Origin of the sequence: Pseudoalteromonas agarivorans, assembly GCF_024518735.1 — a bacterium.
GTDB classification, from domain to species: domain Bacteria; phylum Pseudomonadota; class Gammaproteobacteria; order Enterobacterales; family Alteromonadaceae; genus Pseudoalteromonas; species Pseudoalteromonas atlantica.
The window spans coordinates 188,338-207,019 of record NZ_JANIGJ010000007.1 but is presented as its reverse complement, the minus strand read 5'-3'; the positions used below and the strand labels follow the sequence as shown (position 1 = coordinate 207,019).

The 18,682-nt window shown below is 40.9% G+C and carries 21 protein-coding genes; 9 read left to right on the top strand and 12 right to left on the bottom strand.

The annotated features are described in order from the left end of the window. Nucleotides 1-136: 136 nt before the first annotated feature. Nucleotides 137-1,105, top strand: a complete 969-nt coding sequence (locus NQT65_RS14020) for a class 1 fructose-bisphosphatase (RefSeq protein WP_004589078.1) — start codon at nucleotides 137-139, stop codon at nucleotides 1,103-1,105. 119 nt (nucleotides 1,106-1,224) lie between these two features. On the opposite strand, the gene NQT65_RS14015 is transcribed toward NQT65_RS14020, so the two are convergent. Continuing rightward, nucleotides 1,225-1,551 carry a hypothetical protein gene (locus NQT65_RS14015; RefSeq protein ID WP_004589077.1) on the bottom strand — a complete coding sequence of 109 codons (327 nt, stop codon included), beginning with the start codon at nucleotides 1,549-1,551 and terminating at the stop codon, nucleotides 1,225-1,227. A gap of 43 nt (nucleotides 1,552-1,594) precedes the next feature. Here NQT65_RS14015 and NQT65_RS14010 point away from each other — a divergent pair, with 43 nt between their 5' ends. Beyond that, complete coding sequence (locus tag NQT65_RS14010) at nucleotides 1,595-1,945, top strand: DUF5522 domain-containing protein (protein ID WP_256851419.1); 351 nt, start codon at nucleotides 1,595-1,597, stop codon at nucleotides 1,943-1,945. A 29-nt stretch (nucleotides 1,946-1,974) separates the two neighbouring features. On the opposite strand, the gene NQT65_RS14005 is transcribed toward NQT65_RS14010, so the two are convergent. The 6 genes from NQT65_RS14005 to NQT65_RS13980 all read right to left on the bottom strand — a co-directional run bounded on the left by NQT65_RS14005 (nucleotide 1,975) and on the right by NQT65_RS13980 (nucleotide 8,685). Continuing rightward, on the bottom strand, nucleotides 1,975-3,078 hold the full coding sequence (locus NQT65_RS14005; protein WP_256851418.1) for a capsular polysaccharide export protein, LipB/KpsS family: 1,104 nt from the start codon (nucleotides 3,076-3,078) through the stop codon (nucleotides 1,975-1,977). Between the two features lie 175 nt (nucleotides 3,079-3,253). Then, nucleotides 3,254-3,673, bottom strand: coding sequence for a group I truncated hemoglobin (locus NQT65_RS14000; protein WP_126008222.1), 420 nt, complete (start codon nucleotides 3,671-3,673; stop codon nucleotides 3,254-3,256). Continuing rightward, nucleotides 3,673-4,506, bottom strand: a complete 834-nt coding sequence (locus NQT65_RS13995; RefSeq protein WP_126008224.1) for a DUF3034 family protein — start codon at nucleotides 4,504-4,506, stop codon at nucleotides 3,673-3,675. The genes NQT65_RS14000 and NQT65_RS13995 overlap by 1 nt, the downstream gene beginning before the upstream one ends. Then, entirely contained in the window at nucleotides 4,493-6,808 is a 2,316-nt protein-coding gene (locus NQT65_RS13990; RefSeq protein ID WP_126008226.1) for a bifunctional diguanylate cyclase/phosphodiesterase, read from the bottom strand. Before NQT65_RS13990 ends, NQT65_RS13995 begins: the two co-directional genes overlap by 14 nt. Next, nucleotides 6,801-7,460: a methylamine utilization protein gene (locus NQT65_RS13985; RefSeq protein ID WP_126008228.1), complete on the bottom strand. Its 660-nt coding sequence runs from the start codon at nucleotides 7,458-7,460 to the stop codon at nucleotides 6,801-6,803. Before NQT65_RS13985 ends, NQT65_RS13990 begins: the two co-directional genes overlap by 8 nt. Before the next feature lie 121 nt (nucleotides 7,461-7,581). After that, on the bottom strand, nucleotides 7,582-8,685 hold the full coding sequence (locus tag NQT65_RS13980; RefSeq protein ID WP_256851417.1) for a phosphoribosylaminoimidazolesuccinocarboxamide synthase: 1,104 nt from the start codon (nucleotides 8,683-8,685) through the stop codon (nucleotides 7,582-7,584). A gap of 332 nt (nucleotides 8,686-9,017) precedes the next feature. On the opposite strand from NQT65_RS13980, the gene NQT65_RS13975 reads away from it, so the two are divergent. The 4 genes from NQT65_RS13975 to NQT65_RS13960 are packed head-to-tail and all read left to right on the top strand — an operon-like array spanning nucleotide 9,018 to nucleotide 12,613. Further along, a complete protein-coding gene (locus NQT65_RS13975) occupies nucleotides 9,018-10,088 on the top strand; it encodes a CDP-glycerol glycerophosphotransferase family protein (RefSeq protein WP_256851416.1) in 1,071 nt (356 codons plus the stop codon). An 11-nt stretch (nucleotides 10,089-10,099) separates the two neighbouring features. Further along, entirely contained in the window at nucleotides 10,100-10,798 is a 699-nt protein-coding gene (locus tag NQT65_RS13970; RefSeq protein WP_256851415.1) for an ABC transporter ATP-binding protein, read from the top strand. Beyond that, nucleotides 10,795-12,099 (top strand): ABC transporter permease, encoded by a 1,305-nt coding sequence (locus tag NQT65_RS13965; protein ID WP_256851414.1) that lies wholly within the window; start codon nucleotides 10,795-10,797, stop codon nucleotides 12,097-12,099. The genes NQT65_RS13970 and NQT65_RS13965 overlap by 4 nt, the downstream gene beginning before the upstream one ends. A 13-nt stretch (nucleotides 12,100-12,112) precedes the next feature. After that, nucleotides 12,113-12,613 carry a DUF3299 domain-containing protein gene (locus NQT65_RS13960; protein WP_004589066.1) on the top strand — a complete coding sequence of 167 codons (501 nt, stop codon included), beginning with the start codon at nucleotides 12,113-12,115 and terminating at the stop codon, nucleotides 12,611-12,613. A gap of 5 nt (nucleotides 12,614-12,618) precedes the next feature. Here the strand turns inward: NQT65_RS13960 and mutM are convergent, their stop codons facing one another. Both mutM and NQT65_RS13950 read right to left on the bottom strand, forming a co-directional pair. Continuing rightward, nucleotides 12,619-13,428, bottom strand: coding sequence for a bifunctional DNA-formamidopyrimidine glycosylase/DNA-(apurinic or apyrimidinic site) lyase (gene mutM, locus NQT65_RS13955; RefSeq protein WP_054983912.1), 810 nt, complete (start codon nucleotides 13,426-13,428; stop codon nucleotides 12,619-12,621). Beyond that, nucleotides 13,428-13,943, bottom strand: coding sequence for a hypothetical protein (locus NQT65_RS13950; protein WP_256851413.1), 516 nt, complete (start codon nucleotides 13,941-13,943; stop codon nucleotides 13,428-13,430). Before NQT65_RS13950 ends, mutM begins: the two co-directional genes overlap by 1 nt. Before the next feature lie 118 nt (nucleotides 13,944-14,061). On the opposite strand from NQT65_RS13950, the gene NQT65_RS13945 reads away from it, so the two are divergent. Then, nucleotides 14,062-14,988 (top strand): manganese-dependent inorganic pyrophosphatase, encoded by a 927-nt coding sequence (locus NQT65_RS13945; RefSeq protein ID WP_256851412.1) that lies wholly within the window; start codon nucleotides 14,062-14,064, stop codon nucleotides 14,986-14,988. A gap of 208 nt (nucleotides 14,989-15,196) precedes the next feature. On the opposite strand, the gene rpmG is transcribed toward NQT65_RS13945, so the two are convergent. The 3 genes from rpmG to radC form a co-directional block, all read right to left on the bottom strand. Next, nucleotides 15,197-15,352 (bottom strand): 50S ribosomal protein L33, encoded by a 156-nt coding sequence (gene rpmG / locus NQT65_RS13940; RefSeq protein WP_004587947.1) that lies wholly within the window; start codon nucleotides 15,350-15,352, stop codon nucleotides 15,197-15,199. A gap of 11 nt (nucleotides 15,353-15,363) precedes the next feature. Further along, the gene (gene rpmB, locus NQT65_RS13935) at nucleotides 15,364-15,600 is read right to left on the bottom strand and encodes a 50S ribosomal protein L28 (RefSeq protein WP_004587946.1); all 237 of its coding nucleotides are present in this window, start codon (nucleotides 15,598-15,600) and stop codon (nucleotides 15,364-15,366) included. Between the two features lie 270 nt (nucleotides 15,601-15,870). Beyond that, nucleotides 15,871-16,545 (bottom strand): RadC family protein, encoded by a 675-nt coding sequence (gene radC / locus NQT65_RS13930; protein WP_256846120.1) that lies wholly within the window; start codon nucleotides 16,543-16,545, stop codon nucleotides 15,871-15,873. Nucleotides 16,546-16,689: 144 nt separating this feature from the next. Between radC and coaBC the strand changes: the two genes are divergently transcribed. After that, the gene (coaBC, locus tag NQT65_RS13925) at nucleotides 16,690-17,883 is read left to right on the top strand and encodes a bifunctional phosphopantothenoylcysteine decarboxylase/phosphopantothenate--cysteine ligase CoaBC (protein WP_256851411.1); all 1,194 of its coding nucleotides are present in this window, start codon (nucleotides 16,690-16,692) and stop codon (nucleotides 17,881-17,883) included. A 97-nt stretch (nucleotides 17,884-17,980) separates the two neighbouring features. Beyond that, on the top strand, nucleotides 17,981-18,568 hold the full coding sequence (gene slmA, locus NQT65_RS13920) for a nucleoid occlusion factor SlmA (protein WP_004587943.1): 588 nt from the start codon (nucleotides 17,981-17,983) through the stop codon (nucleotides 18,566-18,568). Nucleotides 18,569-18,682 lie beyond the last annotated feature (114 nt).

The following is an 18,682-nucleotide window of genomic DNA, read 5'->3' as shown; positions in this document are numbered from 1 at the left end:
GCGTTTTAAGTACGATTAGGTGGCACCATTATTACAGTGCTATTTAAACAATACAGGTATTTAAGACGAAATTCAGCGCACTAAGTTAATCTCTCTCACATTTAGATTAGCTAGTACACGTTATCAGGAAAATAGAATGCGTAGACTCCCACCAGTATTACTAGAAGACGGTTGTCCTAGAGAACTTTTATCGTTAATTAGAACCATTTTAGCAGCATGTAAAGAAATTTCGTTTCGTGTTGGCCAAGGTGCGCTTTCTGGCGTATTAGGCTCAACGCTTGATGAAAACATTCAAGGTGAAACCCAAAAAAAGCTCGATGTATTATCTAATCAGCTTTTAAAAGATATTTTACTGGAGTCTGGGTCAGTTAAAGCCATCGCCTCAGAAGAAGAAGATTACACAGTAGCTGGCAACCAAGACGCTAAATACATTGTGGCGTTTGACCCGCTTGATGGCTCATCAAATACTGACATTAACTCGTTAGTGGGTACTATATTTTCAATTATGGAAGCCCCAGAAGGCTCAGATGCCGCCGATCAAAGTATATTTATGCAGCCAGGCCACAAACAAGTTGCTGCAGGTTACGTGCTTTACGGTCCATCAACTATGCTTGCACTTACTACAGGTAAAGGCACACGCATGTTTACGCTAGATAAAACCCAAGGTAGCTTTTTACTAACACAAGACTTTGCCACTATCCCTGCTGATACAAACGAATTTGCCATTAATGCGTCAAACCAGCGTCATTGGCAGCCAGCAATGCAAAACTATATTAATGACTTACTCGCTGGCGATACCGGCCCACGTGCTAAAAACTTTAACATGCGCTGGATTGCCGCTATGGTTGGCGATGTGCACCGTGTACTTAGCCGTGGTGGTTTATTTACCTACCCAACCGACACCAAAGATGCAAACAAACCTAATAAACTACGTTTACTGTACGAAGCCAACCCCATGGCTATGCTAGTTGAGCAAGCAGGTGGCATCGCTTCTACGGGTACTGAGCGTATTATGGATATTCAACCCGATGCAATCCACCAGCGTGTGGCGGTAATATTAGGCTCTAAAAACGAAGTAGAAACGTGCTTGGGATATCATAAGTAAATTAATTGTCAGTGGTAAAAAAATACTAAGCCGCATTTAATTTAAATACGGCTTTTTTATTTATTCGTTACATATAACCGCAGTAAGTTGGCATCTAAAATAAGAGTCAGCCTAAATATCTAGTCCTTCAATAATGCCAGTAATTGTTCAAGCTTTTGGCTATCAAGCTCTCCCATTTGCTCGCTATTACTGAGCGCAAAAATAACCCCTTCGTGTTCGGCGCAATTTATATCATCTCGCGATTCAACCACATTTGCCCATAGCTCTAAATCATCTATTTCTATTTCGTGGTTTACACAACGTGTTAACACGTCAATCAATACCGGCTTTGTGAGTGTATAACCGGGAGCACTTTCCTCTGCTGGGGTAGAAATAATCACGCTAATAGCATCATCTCTTTGCTCACCAAAGGTAATAAATTCGGCCAATGCTTTTTGTATATTCATAATATTTGTTATTCTTGCTGCTCTACTGCTGATAAGACTTAAAATGACGAGATTAAACTGCTCACAATGCCACACTCCGCTTAGTTGTAATGTAAACGATATAAACGCATGCTGGTGTAACCAATTACCTGCTATTTTACCGCTTGAAGAGTCAGCAACAAGCTGTTTATGCCCGCAATGTACGCTTAATAAAATAAACGCTTATTTAGCGCATATTTATACTCAGCCAATCAAAGCACAAATTGAGTTTGCTAAAAAGTTTAGAGGTACTGACAATTTAATTGAAGGGCTAGACTACACCATGCAAAATGGCTACATGGTGTTTAGTAAATGGTTTTTTTTAAAGCGAGGAACATGCTGTAAAAATGGCTGTAAAAATTGTCCTTACAGCTAAATCACAACATGTTGATATACAATACGCGGTTAAATAAGTTCGTTGGGCACACTGTTGCTATATTGTGCAAATTTATCCGCCCCTTTAAAACGTAACTCAATTGCTTTGATATGCTCTTCTTCGGCGTGTTTCCAAACGCCCGGCACACTATACACATGCTTTAAATAGCAAAAAAACTTATCGCGTAGCTGCGGATTAAACTGCCATCCTTGAGCTACATCTGCTACTTGGGCAGCTAAGCCCTCACGAGTATCAGCATGCTTAACTAAGCCTTCTATATTATAACAAGCCTGCCCTACAGTAATTACCCGCTTATTTAGTAACAGCGCTTCTAAACCGACCGTAGAGTTGATAGTGATCACCGCTTCTGCGCATTCAATAAGTTCACAGGTTTTATTGCCGTTTGCAAAAAGTGCAATTGGGTCTTTATCGTATAAATGGGTGTAATGCTTGTGCCACGACGGGTGTTCTTTAAAAACGACCTTAAAACTAGGATCGTTCAACGCTTTCACTGCGCTAACAACTTCATCGTATAGCATTTCCATTGAGTCAATCCATGGCGAAAAGCTCGCTAATTGCGTATCGTGAGGCACTTGAAAAGGCACAAATATGTAGCGTTCAGGTATATTTTCAGCTGCAAAATCACAGCGTTTTTTATGGTTTTCTCGAGGGACAAGCGCCGGTGCATCAAAGTTTAAGGCATTATTTACATTAAAATTTAAATAAAAATCAGGATCTCGACTTAGCGACGCATTAAAGTTAATCCCTTGAGGGTCTAAACTGGTGGTACCCGGAAGCAAACCATTTTCATAATAAAATTGCTTAATACCCAGTGCCTTGGCAGCCATAGCAACGGTAGTATTAGGCAATTTATTACCGTTCCATATCACCATTACATCAGGGTTAACTTCAGTTAATAAAGCTAAATATTTTGCGTAACGCAAACGCTCAAAAAAGCGCAGCCCCACTTTGTAAACCGCCGATACTAAAGCATTGTTCCAAAGGTTATTACGGGCGCGCTTACGTTTTAGTTGTGCATTAATAACATCGTTAAAATCAACTTTAAACGCTTTACTTAAATAGTGTATAGCTGAAAGCTTTGGCGCCCCCATAACATGCAGTTGGCAATCCATACTCAGCTTTTTGATTATTTTTTTATAGTACTTTGCGTGTACATTTTTGCGGGATATAAATAGGTAAGACATACAAGCTGTGCGCGCCAATTATTGTTTATAGGAAATAATACTAAGTGGACACTATTACAAAAGTAAGGTTCACTGCTACGAGTAAATAATTTATAGATGTTACCTAAATACTTATTATTTTACTACGCAGCGGTGCCATCCTAGATAGGATCTCATTTTGTATGCTATGGCTAATATTTTGCTCTTCCATCGCATTTATAAGTAAGTCCACCACATGGTTAAAATCTTTCTCAGTTATGTGCATCCCAGTATGAATATCTACCATAGAGTCACCTTTGTACTTGCATGGGCCATCAACTAGCATACACATATGCATAATAAAGCCTTCTCTAAAGTGGCTTATGTCGCTGTGTTCAAAATAATGCAGTACTTGTTCATCATTACCTATTTGGTAAATAAAACTGTCTACAATACGCGTAAGCCCCGCTCGGCCATCAAGCTGTTGATAAAGCGATAAATTTGTTGAGCTTGCGCACCCTGCCAGGGCACTTAAACACAACCATAAAATGACAACGTTTTTCATTACCAATACCCTGTTACCGATAAGTACCACCCTGTTTGATCGCTCGCTCCTGCAATGCTACCTAAATCTAAGTATGCAGCGGTGACACTCACGTGTTTGTTTGGCATCCAAGCAACAAATAAATCTTTCCAGTCTTGTTCACCCAAATTAAGGTTATTAGACTTTTGCCTATACTCTATACCTACGGCAACACTTCGGCTCAAAAACACAGCGGTGCTGCCTTCAAATAAAATTTTTGCATCATCATTTGCCCCACCATAACCAAGCAAACCGAGTTGATTAGCCTCACTGTAGCGAGTTGTGACGTTCCAAAACCAGTTAAGCCCCCCTACAGCGCCTAAGTGGAGTTTACTAGCTGCGAGGTAGTAATCAGTGCCACTAGTATCTTTTGCACCTACTAGGGTCGCAACAGCGCCATCATCAAGGGATTTATGCTGTATACCTACACTCAATTGCGGCCAGTCACTGTAAACTATGTCGCCGTATAAACGAATTTTAGCGCCCGTGATAGATTGCTCTATTTCGGTATCAAGTGCAGGCACGTCAAAACGTTGTTGAGCGTAGCTAAGTTCTACACGATTAAATAGGTTAACTTGTGCTCCACATACATCTAAAGTGTAGTCTGTTACATCTGCACGGCTACAAAAGCCATTCACAGAGAACTCGTCTTCGCTGGCGTAACCTGCAAGTTGTGCCCAAGGCACAATACCGCCGCCCCCGCCGCCTTCTATTTGCGAAACCCCGGGGGTCGCTAATAATTTACCATCGCTTGCGAAACCAGAAAAGCTCGAGCTAAGTAATAACCCAAGTAATAAACACTTAACTTTTTTCATAATATTCCTTTAGCCACTGTTCTAATAATTCTGCTTTTAAAGGCCTACTTAGGTAGTAACCCTGAGCATGGTCACAATGCATAAGTTTAAGTAAGTCTAACGAATCTCTGTTTTCAACGCCCTCTGCAACAACGCTAAAGCCTAGTTGATGCCCTAAGGTAATAGACGACTGCACTATGTGTTGATCCTTGCGCGACTCATCTAACTTTAAAATAAAGCACTTATCTAACTTTAGCTCATCAATAGGCAGCATTTTTAATCTCCCCAGTGATGTTTGCCCTACGCCATAATCATCCAATGAAATTTTTACACCGATGGCTTTTAAGTTTTGTAATGCTTTTATGCCTTTTTCCTCATTTTCAATCATGTCGCGCTCAGTTAATTCAACAGTAATGAGGGTTGGATCAACATTGTATTTTTTTAGAGTACGCACTAACGCTGAATGAAAACTCGGTGAGGCAATATCTTGTGCTGATACATTAATTGCTGCCTGCATTTCAATCCCTTTAGCCTGCCAATCAGCCACCTGAGAAACAACAGTGTTAACAACCCATGATGTAAGCTCAACAATAAGCCCCGATTGCTCGGCTAAATCAATAAACAGCTCTGGGTTTACCCAGCTGCCATCTTTACGCTGCCAGCGGATCAGTGATTCGACTTTATTTATTTTTTGTGTGTGTAAATGCAGTTTAGGCTGATAGGTCATAAATAATTGCCCATCATCATCGCTAATGGCTTGTTTAAGCTCATCTAACATTTTAAGGCGTTCTAAATGCGCTTCGTCTTCACCATTTTGGTAATAATGAATACTGTCTTGGCTATCTGTTGCATTGTCTACGGCAATAAGTACGCGTCGCATTAAATCATCGCTGGCAAGGCCTTGCATAGGATACTCGACAACCCCAGCGCTAAAGCGTAAGTTAATTTTTAACGTTTTAATGATATAACACGCTAATAGCTGTGCCATTAAACCAACTACACCGCTTTTTTTCTCTCTGGCAGCGGCACTTGGAAACACAGTTAAAAACTCATCGCCACCAATACGCGCATGAAAGCCGCCAAGTTCGTCCGAAAAGCCACTAATTCGATTGGCAACCGCTTTTAAACATTCATCGCCTACGCGTGGGCCTAGCTTATCGTTTATATGCCGTAAACCTTTTATATCAATAGCAACTAGGGTGTATTGTGTAGAGGGAGTCAGCTCATCATCGAGTACTTCAAGCATAGCCGAGCGGTTATAAAAGCCTGTAAGCGAATCATGGCGTGCCTGAAAACTAATTTTTTGTTCACGCTCGTTAATATCGTTACCCATGTTATCAAAGGCGTTAGCAAGGGTTGCTATTTCGGTACTTTGTTTAGATGCATTAAATTCAAATGCGTAATTACCTTGTGCAAATTGCCTGGCAATAACAGCAAGCTGTGAGAGTGGGGTTGTTAAGTTATTTGCCAGTAAACTACTGGTAATAACCCCCACCAGCATCGTTAAAATGGCCATAATAATTAGCGTAAACAATAAGTTTTCAAAATCGTTATAGCTTTGCGTTAAATCAGCACTGAGCAAAATTGTTACCGCATCCCCTTGTAGGGAGGGCAACATAATATCTTGGTTTTTATATACAGGATAATCACCAAACAAACGCGTTGTAGTGGTAGTGTTAAAGTAGTTTTTAGGTGAAAAAACCTCTGGGCGATTAAGCAACGAGCTTCTTACGAGGTTGTCCTGCTCAGCAATAAAGCTGACATCCATTCCTGTTAGATTTTTAAGCTCGAGGGCGACTTCGTCATCAATTTTAAAACCCACTAAGCTGTATGCAACGGTTCTAGGCGCCCTTACAGGTAGTAAAATAACTTGATATAGCTGATTATTAAGAACAACAAAGCTCGATTGCTCTGGCGAAGTTAATAACTCATCCAGTAACGGCTTTAAATTTTGAGGGTACAAATCTGCATTAGTATTGGCTGAAATTAATTTACCTGATAAATCAATCAGTAGCATAAGCTCTGCATCAATACGCTGGCTGTGATTAAACAACACACTACTTATGGTGCCTGCATCGCGAGTGGCAACCGCTTGCTTAAAGCCAAAGTCGGCAGTGAGTACTTTAGCAGCAGTAAGCAGTAGGCTTTCTTTTGCGCTCAGATATTGCTTATATACATTTTGCGCTACGCTAATATCTTGATTTACTTTTTCTTCTTGAAATTTACTTGTAGACCACCAAAAGCTAACAATGCTCACCATAGTGGTCAGTAACACTAAGCCTACACATAAAACAATAATGCGGTTTTTTAAACTGTTAGTCATTACCGCCCTTAAACTTACTACCAAAAGTATTTCGCGGTGCTGGGGTGGAGGTATTAACCTTAATTAGTAACTCATTGTTATTGTTTATTGTTATCATTTTTTTATTTTCCAACGGTGCAGTTTGTAGCGCATGCCACACACTCAGCGTAGTCGGTAACGGCGTTATGTCTAAGGATAACTTACCCGTATTATTCGTTTTATAAACGTGTTCACTATTGGCTACATAAATATAGCCAACCATAGAGTCATGAATATTACAGCCTAGTACAACAACACCTTGTTGATCAAAAATTACAGGCTCTTTAGGTTGGCCTGAATAGAGTTTTAGCTGAAAGGGCTTAGCCTGAGAAAAAGAGTAAACATGATGGCGAATATTATCGCTGTTAGGAAAGTTAACCTGCTGGCCTTTTTGCACCACCAGTAAATCAGGTAAAAACGCTTTATGTACTTGGTCCATTACCGCAACGGGTAACATAGTGCGCTCTGACTTTGCCGCCTTATAAAGCTCAACGACTGCGTCTTTTAGTGGCTGACCATGCTGGTCTTGAATTACTAAATCAATATTTGCACCCAGTACTCCTTGGCTAAAAAATAAAGTAGCGGCGAGTAAATAACCTCTTTTATTAAAAACTTGCTGCACTTGCCTAAACATATCAATACCTAAAAGTTAATCTTAGGTTAAGTTAATTAGAGACCAGCACTAATTGCAAGGAATATAGCCCAGTAACTAAAAATAAAGACTGGGCTTTGTTTATTTTAATACTTTAGTTGTACTATTTTACAATAAGACCGTAATCAGTATCTAAAATATTAATTACTTCTTGGCGAGGATCTTCTGGAATTACAATCTCTTTACCAATGATTTTACTGGCAATGCCTACATAAGTGTTAGACACCTCAAGCATGACCGATTCTGGTAAAATAAAGTCTTTAGCAAGCTGCTCACGCTCATCCATGCGGTCTTTATTTAACAGCACGTCACTTTCTGGCACAGTAGAAATTAATAACTGGCGGAACCCTTCTTTAGAGTTTTCGATTATTTTACCATCGCGGTAAGCCGCGCCATCCCATATGCGCGAAGAATCAGGGGTGCCTACTTCATCAATATAAATAAGCTGTTGGTTTCCGTCTAAATCCTCTACATAACCAAACTCAAATTTTGTATCTACAAATATTTGATCAAGCTTTGCCAGCTCTTCACTAATTAGCTTAAAGCCCTCAACCAATAGCTTTTCGTATTTAGTCACATCCTCTGCCGATTTAAAATTAAATACGTCTAAATTATCAGTGATATTAGCGCGCGTAATATTCACATCATCAACAGGTGGAATATCAGCCACGTCTTCGATAATACCTTTTGTAGAAGGGGTTATTAGTACATTTTCAAGCTTTTGGTTTGCCGTTAAGCCCTCAGGTAAATCTATGCCACAAAAGTTGCGAACCCCTTTACTGTAATCACGCCACATGCTGCCGGTTATATATTGACGCGCAATCGCTTCTACTTTTACGGTACTTGCTTTGCGCACAATCCATACATAAGGATGTGGAATATCAACAATGTGGTTACCCGCAAGGCCAGCTTTATCAAATAACTTAAACCAATGAGATGCAACAGAGTTAAGCGCAATACCTTTTCCCGGCACGCCGTTTAAGCCATTTTCTCCTTGCCAAATACAATCAAAAGCAGAAATACGGTCTGAAATAACCATAATTGCCAGCTCAGTTCCTTGCGGAACTTTATAGTTTTTTTCTTTAATGAGGCGTGCGCTGTCTTCATCTGTTAGCCAATAAACCGAACGAACTTTACCGCTGTGTACGGCACCTTTAGTGCGAATGGGTAAGTCATCGTTTACGTCTAAAACTTTATAGCTAGTCATGCTATCTCCGGGGTTAGGGATGCTCATAGAGCAAAGTATGGTATGGGGTTATAAGCGCTATATAATAAATCAGCCTACCCTAAAGCTCAATCAGCACTGAAAACTAAATAACCTGAACTCTGGTTAAGAGACTTACTAGGGCGTGTTGTAATATGCTGAAATTTAAATTTATTTTCTCTAGCCAGAGATTTTCAATGAAAGTAAGGCGAATTTACGCGTCAATAGCTGCTAGAAATAGGTTTATTACCCAGAGCTCAGTTTAAATAACCACGCAATATTTATATGACTGTAATAATGCGGTAAACTTAGCGTGCTAACTAGAGGAGTAACGCTTGGACTACCTAACTGCGACCGCAAATAAAAAGTATCTAATGTATATTTCGCAAAATTATTCATACGCTATTTTAAGGCCGCTTCAGGCGCAAATTTTAGCCCATGGTGGAGAAGTTCGGTGGTTTTTAGCAGGTAATGAAGTAAACCCCGACTTTTTAGATGATGATGAGCAGCGCTTGCATACAATATCTGATGTGAGAAGCTGGCACCCTGATATAACTTATATTCCAGGCAATATTGTTCCAAGTTTTATTCCTGGTAAAAAAGTTGCTGTTTTTCATGGTTTTAATTCTGAGAAGCGCAGCTCAGAGGGCAATCATGGCCACTTTGCGATACGAGGCTGCTACGACCTGTATTGTACGCAGGGCCCCAATACTACCACCCGATTTAAAGAGTTGGCGCAACAACATGGTTTTTTTAAAGTGGTAGAAACCGGCTGGCCAACGCTCGACCCCCTATTTACCGATACACAAGCTAACCCATACGAAAGCGACGACCCACGTCCAACACTGCTTATTTGCTCTACTTTTTCAAAAAAATTATCACTTGCTCCCAAATTATATGAGCAAATAAAGCATTTTAGCCTACAAGGGAAGTGGCGTATTTTAATGCAGTTTCATCCTAAAATGCCCCAAGAATGGGTTGAGAAATATAAAGCATTAAATAATGAAAACTTAACCTTTATAGAAACCGACAACGTACTCCCTTTGCTTAAAGCTGCAGATGTAATGCTGTGTGATACATCCTCGGTATTATTGATGTTTTTATTACTTAGAAAGCCAGTTGTTACGTTTTGCAATCAAAAACCACTCCCTCACTTACTTGATGTAACTGAAGCCGATAAAGTAGAAGCAGCAATAGAACATGCGTTAACTAAACCTAATAAATTAATGCAAAGTATTGAAGACTATTGCCTAGAGCTCCACCCATATACTGATGGTAAATCTAGCCAACGCGTGCTTAATGCTGCAAATGAATTTTTGCACAAAAAAGAAAAGCTAAAACCTAAACCGCTTAACCTATTTAGAAATCTTAAAATGCGTAAAGAATTCAACTTTTGGGGTTGGTAACACCACACTGTATGATTGAGCTTGATAATGTAACCTTTAAATGGCATAAAAATGATGCCAAGCCTACGCTAAATATCCCAACCCTTAGGATTAATAAAGGCGAGCATATTTTTTTACATGGTCCCAGCGGCGTCGGTAAATCAACCCTGCTTGCGCTATTGGCAGGTATAAACACACCAAGTAGTGGCAACATACGTATTTTAAATCGCGATTTAAATACACTTAGCAATACGCAAAGAGACGTATTTAGAGCGGAGAATATTGGCTATATTTTTCAAAACTTTAATTTATTACCGTATTTAACACCCATTGAGAATGTCACGCTTGGCTGTGAATTTTCAAAAAGCAGAAAACAAAAAGCCTTACAGCAAACAACAGAGCCCAAGCCAAGCTTACAAAAAGAAGCGATACGCTTATTAACAGCATTAGGCTTAAGTGAGTCTTATCATAGTAAAGATGTTGCCTCGCTCAGTATTGGTCAGCAACAGCGGGTTGCCGCCGCTCGCGCATTTATTGGCAGCCCAGAGCTTATAATTGCTGATGAGCCTACCTCGGCACTCGATACCGCAAATAGAGAAAGCTTTATAAAGCTGTTATTCGAACAGGCTAAGCGCGCCAACAGTACGTTAGTTTTTGTAAGCCATGACGAAACATTAAAACCGCTATTTAATCGTGAAATTAGCCTAGTTAGCTTACAGGAGCAGCTATGATCCTGACTAAGTTAGCTTATAAAAGTTTGCTAAATCGCCGAGCAAGTGTACTGCTCACATTGTTTACCATTGCTATTAGCGTGATGCTTTTACTAAGTATTGAGCGAATTCGCGTGGATGCAAAAACCAGCTTTAGTAATACCATATCTGGGACAGACCTAATTGTAGGCGCCCGCACCGGCGATATTCAATTACTTCTTTCCTCTGTATTTAGAATAGGTTACGCAAATAATGGGGTAAGCTGGCAAAGTTATCAGTACATCGCAGCTCAACGTGGTGTTAAATGGAGCATTCCTATTAGTTTAGGCGACAGCCACAAAGGCCAAACTGTACTAGGTACAAGCCGTGATTACTTTACCCACTATCGCTTTGGTAAAAAACAAACGTTAAGTTTTCAACAAGGCCACGCGTTTGAGCATTTAAACCAGGTGGTACTTGGCAGCGATGTAGCGAGCCGTTTAGGGTATACACTAGGTGATAACGTAGTAATCTCACACGGCATGGGTAATACGAGCTTTCACCATCATAAAGACAACCCGTTTACTGTTATCGGTATTTTAAACGCCACTGGCACGCCAGTAGATAAAACCTTACACATACCTCTAGCAGCTATTGATTTAATACATGGTGGTTCACACTCTGCGAATGATGAGCACGATGAGCACGATGAGCACGATGAGCACGATGAGCACGATGAGCACGATGAGCACGATGAGCACGATGAGCATAACAACCTAATCGGTGAGCCAAGTCAAATTACTGCGTTTTTAATGGGCTTCGACTCGCCTTTATACACATTGCAAATTAGGCGTAATATCAACCAATACAAAAAAGAGCCACTTCTGGCCATTATGCCCACAGTGACCTTAAAAGAGCTGTGGCAAATGCTCGCCATTGTCGAAAAAGTACTCTTACTGTTTTCAGGCGTTGTTATATTAGTCAGTTTATTGGGCATGTTGACCACACTACTGGCCAATTTAAATCAACGCCGAAGAGAGCTTGCTATATTGCGCTCAGTCGGCGCACGGCCATGGCAGCTATTTACACTAATAAGCATGGAATCGTTATTTACAACATTATTAGGCTGCCTAGTTGGCTGTGCTTTGTATTATGGCGTTATGCTTATCAGTAGCAGCTATTTGCAAAGCCATGCAGGCATAAGCGTTAATATTGCCATGCTCTCTTACTATGAACTCACTTTAATAGTCGTTATTATGGCCGCTGGGTTTATAATTGGCTTAATACCAGCCACCCGCGCTTACTTTTATTCGCTTAGCGATGGTATGAGTATAAAAACTTAACTTTAGGAATTTCATGATACTTTTTAAATCCGCGCTTTATTACTGCACGCTAGTAAGCTGCCTACTTATTAGCTTTGTCAGTAGTGCAAACCCGCCGAAAGAAATTTTTTGGGAAGACTTAATCCCACAAGGGCATGTACAAATAGATACCCAAGCACAGGCTAACCACGAAGGCAGTGAACAAAACTGGGTGCAACCAGAGCTAGATGCTCCTGTGGTTGAAGCATTAAATGGCCAATCAGTGAGCTTACCGGGGTTTGTTGTCCCACTTGAGGGCGACAGTGAAGTCATTACTGAGTTTTTGCTTGTGCCATACTTTGGCGCGTGTATTCACGTACCGCCCCCGCCGCCAAATCAAATCGTTCATGTAACAGTAAAAGGCGGCGTCCCCATAGAGAGCCTGTATGATGCGATTGTTGTTACCGGCGTTATCAGTACCGAAACTTGGTCTGGTGAAATAGCCCAAGTGGGCTATAAAATGAAAGCCGTCGGCGTGGCGCCATTTGAGCTATAACACGGCTATTTTTGGCAGTGCTTACAAAACACCGTACTGCGCTGCCCTAGTCTAATTTCTTCAAGTGGCGTTTTACACGTTACGCACGCCTCTCCTTTTCGCCCGTACACTAACAACTGCTGTGCAAAATAACCTGGTTTGCCATCACTTTGGGCAAAGTCTTTAAGGGTTGTACCGCCTTGTGTTATTGCCGCTGCTAGAGTGTCTTTAATAATAGGGATCAGGGTTTGATATCGCTTTAACGATACTTTGCCTGCTTCGCGTTTGGGGTGTATCCCCGCCTTAAATAACGACTCATTGGCATAAATATTACCTACGCCCACTACCACCGCGTTATCCATAATAAATTGCTTCACGGGGACTTTTTTGTTTCGCGATTGCTCGTATACACGCTTTGCAAAAAAATCATCCGTAAGCGGCTCAGGGCCAAGTTTTGAAAGTAACTTATGAACATCCCCCGGTGCTTGCCATAAACAGCAACCAAACCGGCGTGGGTCGTTTAATCGCAGCGCCTTGTCATTACTAAGAACAAACTCAACATGATCATGCTTTTTAAGCGGCTCGCGTTTATCCACAACGCGCAAATTACCCGACATTCCCAAATGTAAAATAGCACTCCCTAATTCGCAGTGCAGCAATAAATACTTTGCACGGCGCTCAATTCGCTCTACCCTCAACCCTTCTAACTGATAAACATCATCGGGCACAGGCCATCGCATGCTGGCATTATAAATATTTACCTTCGTCACTACCTGGTTTTCTACATGCGGGGTGATCCCCAGTCTACTTACTTCTACCTCTGGTAATTCAGGCATTAATGCAACTCACTTTTTGAAAAATCAACACTTGGAAATAACTGCTTTGCAGTCGCTAAATCAAGCCCCATCACGCGCTGGCTATTTTTTTCCAACAAATAATACTTACCGTTACCTTTGTACAGTAAATAAACCCAAGGCAAGCGCTCGCCAGCCAGCTCAAAGGTGGCCACGTACAATGGTGAGTTTGGATTAAATACAACAGACTCATTTACCTGCATCAACGCAGCCGTTTGCCAATGGTTAATTAGCTCAGCTAATTGCTGCTGTGATGCACCCCACCTCACGGGCGTATTTTCTTGTAATGCGGTTGTACGCCAACTTGTACCAATACGTTCAATTTTCTGATCAACAAAGCTCAGTGTTAACACAAAACTTTGTAATGGCAGTACCGGTTGTAATGTAGGCTCGTCTTCGCCCCCTAAAAACTGTTTATGCCAGCCATTTAAAAAGAAGATCATAATCAACATCGAAAAAATAATAACGTTGTTCCAACCTTTGCGGCCCAGTCGCATATTTATACACCCAGTAAATTCAAGATTTTAAAGTGTAACTAAAACTTAATTGCACTGTCTATATGTTAAAGGCCACAGACTTTGGTAGAATATCGGCAAATTTAAAGGAGTTCCATCAATGTCTATGTATGTAGTGGGCCATAAAATCCCAGATTCAGATTCAATTTGTGGTGCAATTGCACTTGCTTATTTAAAAAACCAAATCGATGAGCCAGCAATTCCAACACGCCTTGGTGAAGTGTCACCAGAAACTCAATTTATCCTAGATAAATTTGGCTTCGAAGCACCTGAGCTTAAATTAAGCTACGCTGGCGAAGATGTATATATTGTTGACCACACAGAAAAAACACAAGCACCAGATGATATCGACCAAGCACGTGTTGTTGGCGTAGTCGATCACCATAAACTAGGCGATTTAACGTCATCTACACCGCTTGAGTGTTGGATCCGTCCGGTAGGCTGTTCAAACACCATTATTAAAATGATGTATGACTTCTACAACGTAGAAATCCCTAAAGATATTGCTGGCATCATGCTATGTGCAATTTTAAGCGATACCGTTATTTTTAAATCGCCGACCTGTACAACGGCTGATATTAAATGTGTAGAAGCACTAGCAGAAATTGCCGGCATCGAAGACTTTAAAGAACTAGGCATGGACATGTTCCGTGTTAAGTCAGCTGTTGAAGACACCCCTGTGCGTGACTTAGTAATGCGTGACTTTAAAGACTTCAACATGAACGGTCACCTAGTGGGCATTGGCCAGCTAGAGGTTATTGACCTTGCAGTGTTTGACGAAATTAAAGCAGACTTAGAAGCCGATATTGCTAAGCTAAAAATTGAAGGCAACCGCCACTCAGTATTTTTACTGCTTACCGACATCATGAAAGAAGGCTCACAAATGCTGATTGCTTCAGATGATGCAAACCTTGTAGAGCAAGCTTACGGTGAAAAGCTGAGCGAAGATAAAGTATGGCTAGATGGCGTATTAAGCCGTAAAAAGCAAGTAGTGCCACCACTACAAGACGTGTTTGCCAAGCTGTAAGCTGTAAGCTGTAAGCTGTAAGCTGTAAGCTGTAAGCTGTAAGCTGTAAAAATAATGACCTTGTGGGTTTTACCTGCAAGGTTTTTTTATGCCTAAATTATATCTGTTGATTTAATAAAATATTTTAGGGGCTGTTTAATATTGATAAGTGCTAAAAACAAAAAACCCAGCATAAGCTGGGTTTTTACAATTCTGAAAGAAAACTAAATTACTTGATTTTAGCTTCTTTGAAAATCACATGTTTACGAGCCTTAGGATCGAACTTTTTGATTTCCATCTTTTCAGGCATGTTACGCTTGTTTTTGTCGGTAGTGTAGAAAAAACCAGTACCAGCAGTTGAAACTAAACGGATTTTATCGCGCATGATTCAGTTCCTTAAACTTTTTCGCCGCGAGCACGGATATCTGTAAGTACCGCGTCGATGCCTTTTTTATCGATAATACGCATACCTTTAGTAGTAGTGCGTAGTGTTACAAAACGTTTTTCACTTTCAACCCAAAAACGGTGTGTTTGTAGGTTAGGTAGGAAACGACGTCTAGTCGCGTTTCTCGCGTGTGAACGGTGATTACCAACCGTTGGACGCTTACCTGTAACTTGACATACTTTAGACATGTCTATATATCTCCAATAACTTCGCTCGAGCTTAATTTAACCTAAGGCCATGTATTTGTGCCCTAGATAAATCGAAGGGCGCTCTTTATACAGCTTTTACAGGCAAAGATCAAATACTGATCTATCCAACCAGCTCATATGTAAATTTGATAGCGGCTAATTATAAAGATCGAATGCCCTTAGGGAAAGTAAAAACTGCATTTAAATTAAACTAATTTGCTAAAACCGTCCAAACCGCTCATTTTTAACACACTTATTCATCAAGCAACCTTAAATCAAGCCTCGCTGTGCAAAAGAAACACACGTTTCTCCTCCTACAATGATGTGATCAAGCACATTTATGTCTACTAATTGCAGTGCTTGTTGTAATTTATTAGTGATAAGTTTGTCTGCTTGGCTTGGTTCGGCAATCCCGCTTGGGTGATTGTGTGCCAAAATAATGGCCGCAGCATTATTTTTTAAGGCCGCTTTTAGAACTTCTCTGGGGTAAACGCTGGCTGAGTTTATCGTGCCATAAAACAAAATTTCGTCTTTTACTAAACGGTTTTGGCTATCGAGATAAAGCACCATAAACACTTCTTGCTGTAGCCCGCGCATTTGCAGCGTTAAATATTCATACACCGCATTTGGCGAATTAAACACCGCATCGCGCTGGCAACGCTCCTGCATGTAACGCTGACTCAGCTCGAGCACCGCTTGCAATTGCACATATTTTGCCATCCCTAACCCTTTTTGTGCGCAAAACTCATCTTGGCTGGCGTTAAATAAATTATGCAATGTTTTGTTTTCGTTAAGCAGGTGCTGTGCAAGCTCAACCACATTCATACCGGGTAAGCCTGTACGCAAAAATATCGCTAATAACTCAGCATCGGTCAATGCTTTAGGGCCTTTTGCAATGAGTTTTTCGCGTGGGCGAAGTGAGTTAGGTAACGATGTTAATTGCATTATTCATCCTTGATGATTAAAAAACAGTCTTATAACTGTAATGCAATTTTTAAAATTAGCCTGATTATTTAATCCTAAAAACTTAGCTCAAAGCACAAAGATTTGTTATTTTAGCCTGCATATACACTCAAGCAAAAAACACTCATGACTAACTTAACAAACAAAAAAATCGTACTTGGCATCACCGGCGGCATCGCGGCCTATAAATGTGCCGAGCTCGTTAGGCGCTTAAAAGAGGCAGGTTGCGAAGTAAAAGTAGTTATGAGCGAGTCAGCTAAGCATTTTATAACCCCATTAACCATGCAAGCGGTGAGTGGTGAAATGGTGTCTGATTCATTACTTGACCCCTCAGCAGAGGCTGCAATGGGCCACATAGAATTTGCCAAATGGGCTGATTTAATTTTAGTCGCGCCTGCAACGAGTAATACCATTGCCAAAATGGCCGCAGGCATAGCCGATGATTTACTTACCACACTATTACTGGCAACCCCTGCTAAAGTGGCAATAGCCCCAGCAATGAACCAGCAAATGTATGCACACCCTGCAACACAAGCAAATTTAACCACTTTAAAAGCACGTGACGTACTTATTTGGGGCCCAGGCAAAGGTGAGCAAGCCTGTGGCGATGTAGGAGCTGGGCGCATGCTAGAGCCGCATGAGCTTGTGGCTTTGTGCACTGCTACAGATCAGCCGCAATTATTAGCAGGTAAAACCATTACAATTACGGCAGGGCCAACCCGAGAGCCGCTTGACCCTGTGCGTTTTATCTCTAATCACAGCTCTGGAAAAATGGGCTTTGCCCTGGCTGAGGCCGCTTTAAAGCTTGGCGCTCATGTCAATTTAATTTCAGGGCCTGTCAATATCAAGGCCCCTGTTGGCGTTAATTTAATAAACATTGAAAGCGCTGAGCAGCTATTAAATGAATCATTAACCTATGCCCCACTCTCTGATGCTTTTATTGGCTGTGCAGCCGTAGCCGATTATAGAGCGGCTAATGTAGCGACTCAAAAAATGAAAAAACAAGGCGATGAGCTTACCCTCACCCTTGTTAAAAACCCCGATGTAATAGCCGCCGTGGCAAACTTAACGAAAAACCGCCCTTACACTGTGGGTTTTGCTGCTGAAACGCAAAATGTAGAGAGCTATGCAAAGGGTAAACTTAAAAATAAAAATCTCGATATGATCTGCGCTAACGATGTATCGCAAAGTGGTTTAGGGTTTAATTCCGATCACAATGCTTTAACACTTTACTGGCAAAATGAGCAGTTAGCACTTGCGGTAAATAGTAAAACACGCATTGCTCTTGAGGTAATTAAACAACTTGCCAAGCAACTATAAAGTGCTGGAAACAAACTGAATAAAACATTAACATAAGCCACTCATTTGAACAAAAAATGATTAGCAGCTAAAAATAACAAATAAAAAAGGAAGGTTCATGCCTGCGACAAAAAGAAGTAATCGCAAAGAGCAAATACTGCAAGCCCTCGCGCAAATGTTAGAAACCAGCCCAGGACAACGGATTACAACTGCAAAGCTTGCTGCTGAAGTGGGCGTGTCTGAAGCTGCGCTTTACCGTCACTTTCCAAGTAAAGCACGTATGTTTGAAGGCCTAATAGAGTTTATCGAAGACACGCTTTTATCGCGCATTAACCTTATTTTAGAAAACGAAAAAGAAAGCCAAACACGCGTTTATAATATTTTGTTGTTGCTACTAACGTTTGCAGAAAAAAACCCAGGTATAACACGCATACTTACCGGCGACGCCCTGCAAGGCGAGCAAGAGCGTTTACGCGAACGTGTACAAGGGCTATTTGAAAAGCTAGAAACGCAATTTAAACAAGTACTGCGCGAGCGAAAACTTCGTGAAGGTAAAACCTTTCAAAGTGACGAACTCACCCTTGCTAACTTTTTACTAGCCTATGTTGAAGGTAAAATGAACCAGTTTGTGCGCAGCGACTTTAAAGTAAAGCCAAGTTCGCAATTTGAAAAACAATGGCCTGAACTACAAAAAATTTGGTTATAACCTTACTTTATTATTTTACCGTTAGCGCTAGTTATTCGCGCTAACGGTTACACTTTCGTCCCTTTTCTTATACCGCTTATCTGATCCGCTCGAAATATAAACCAAACTCGCTAC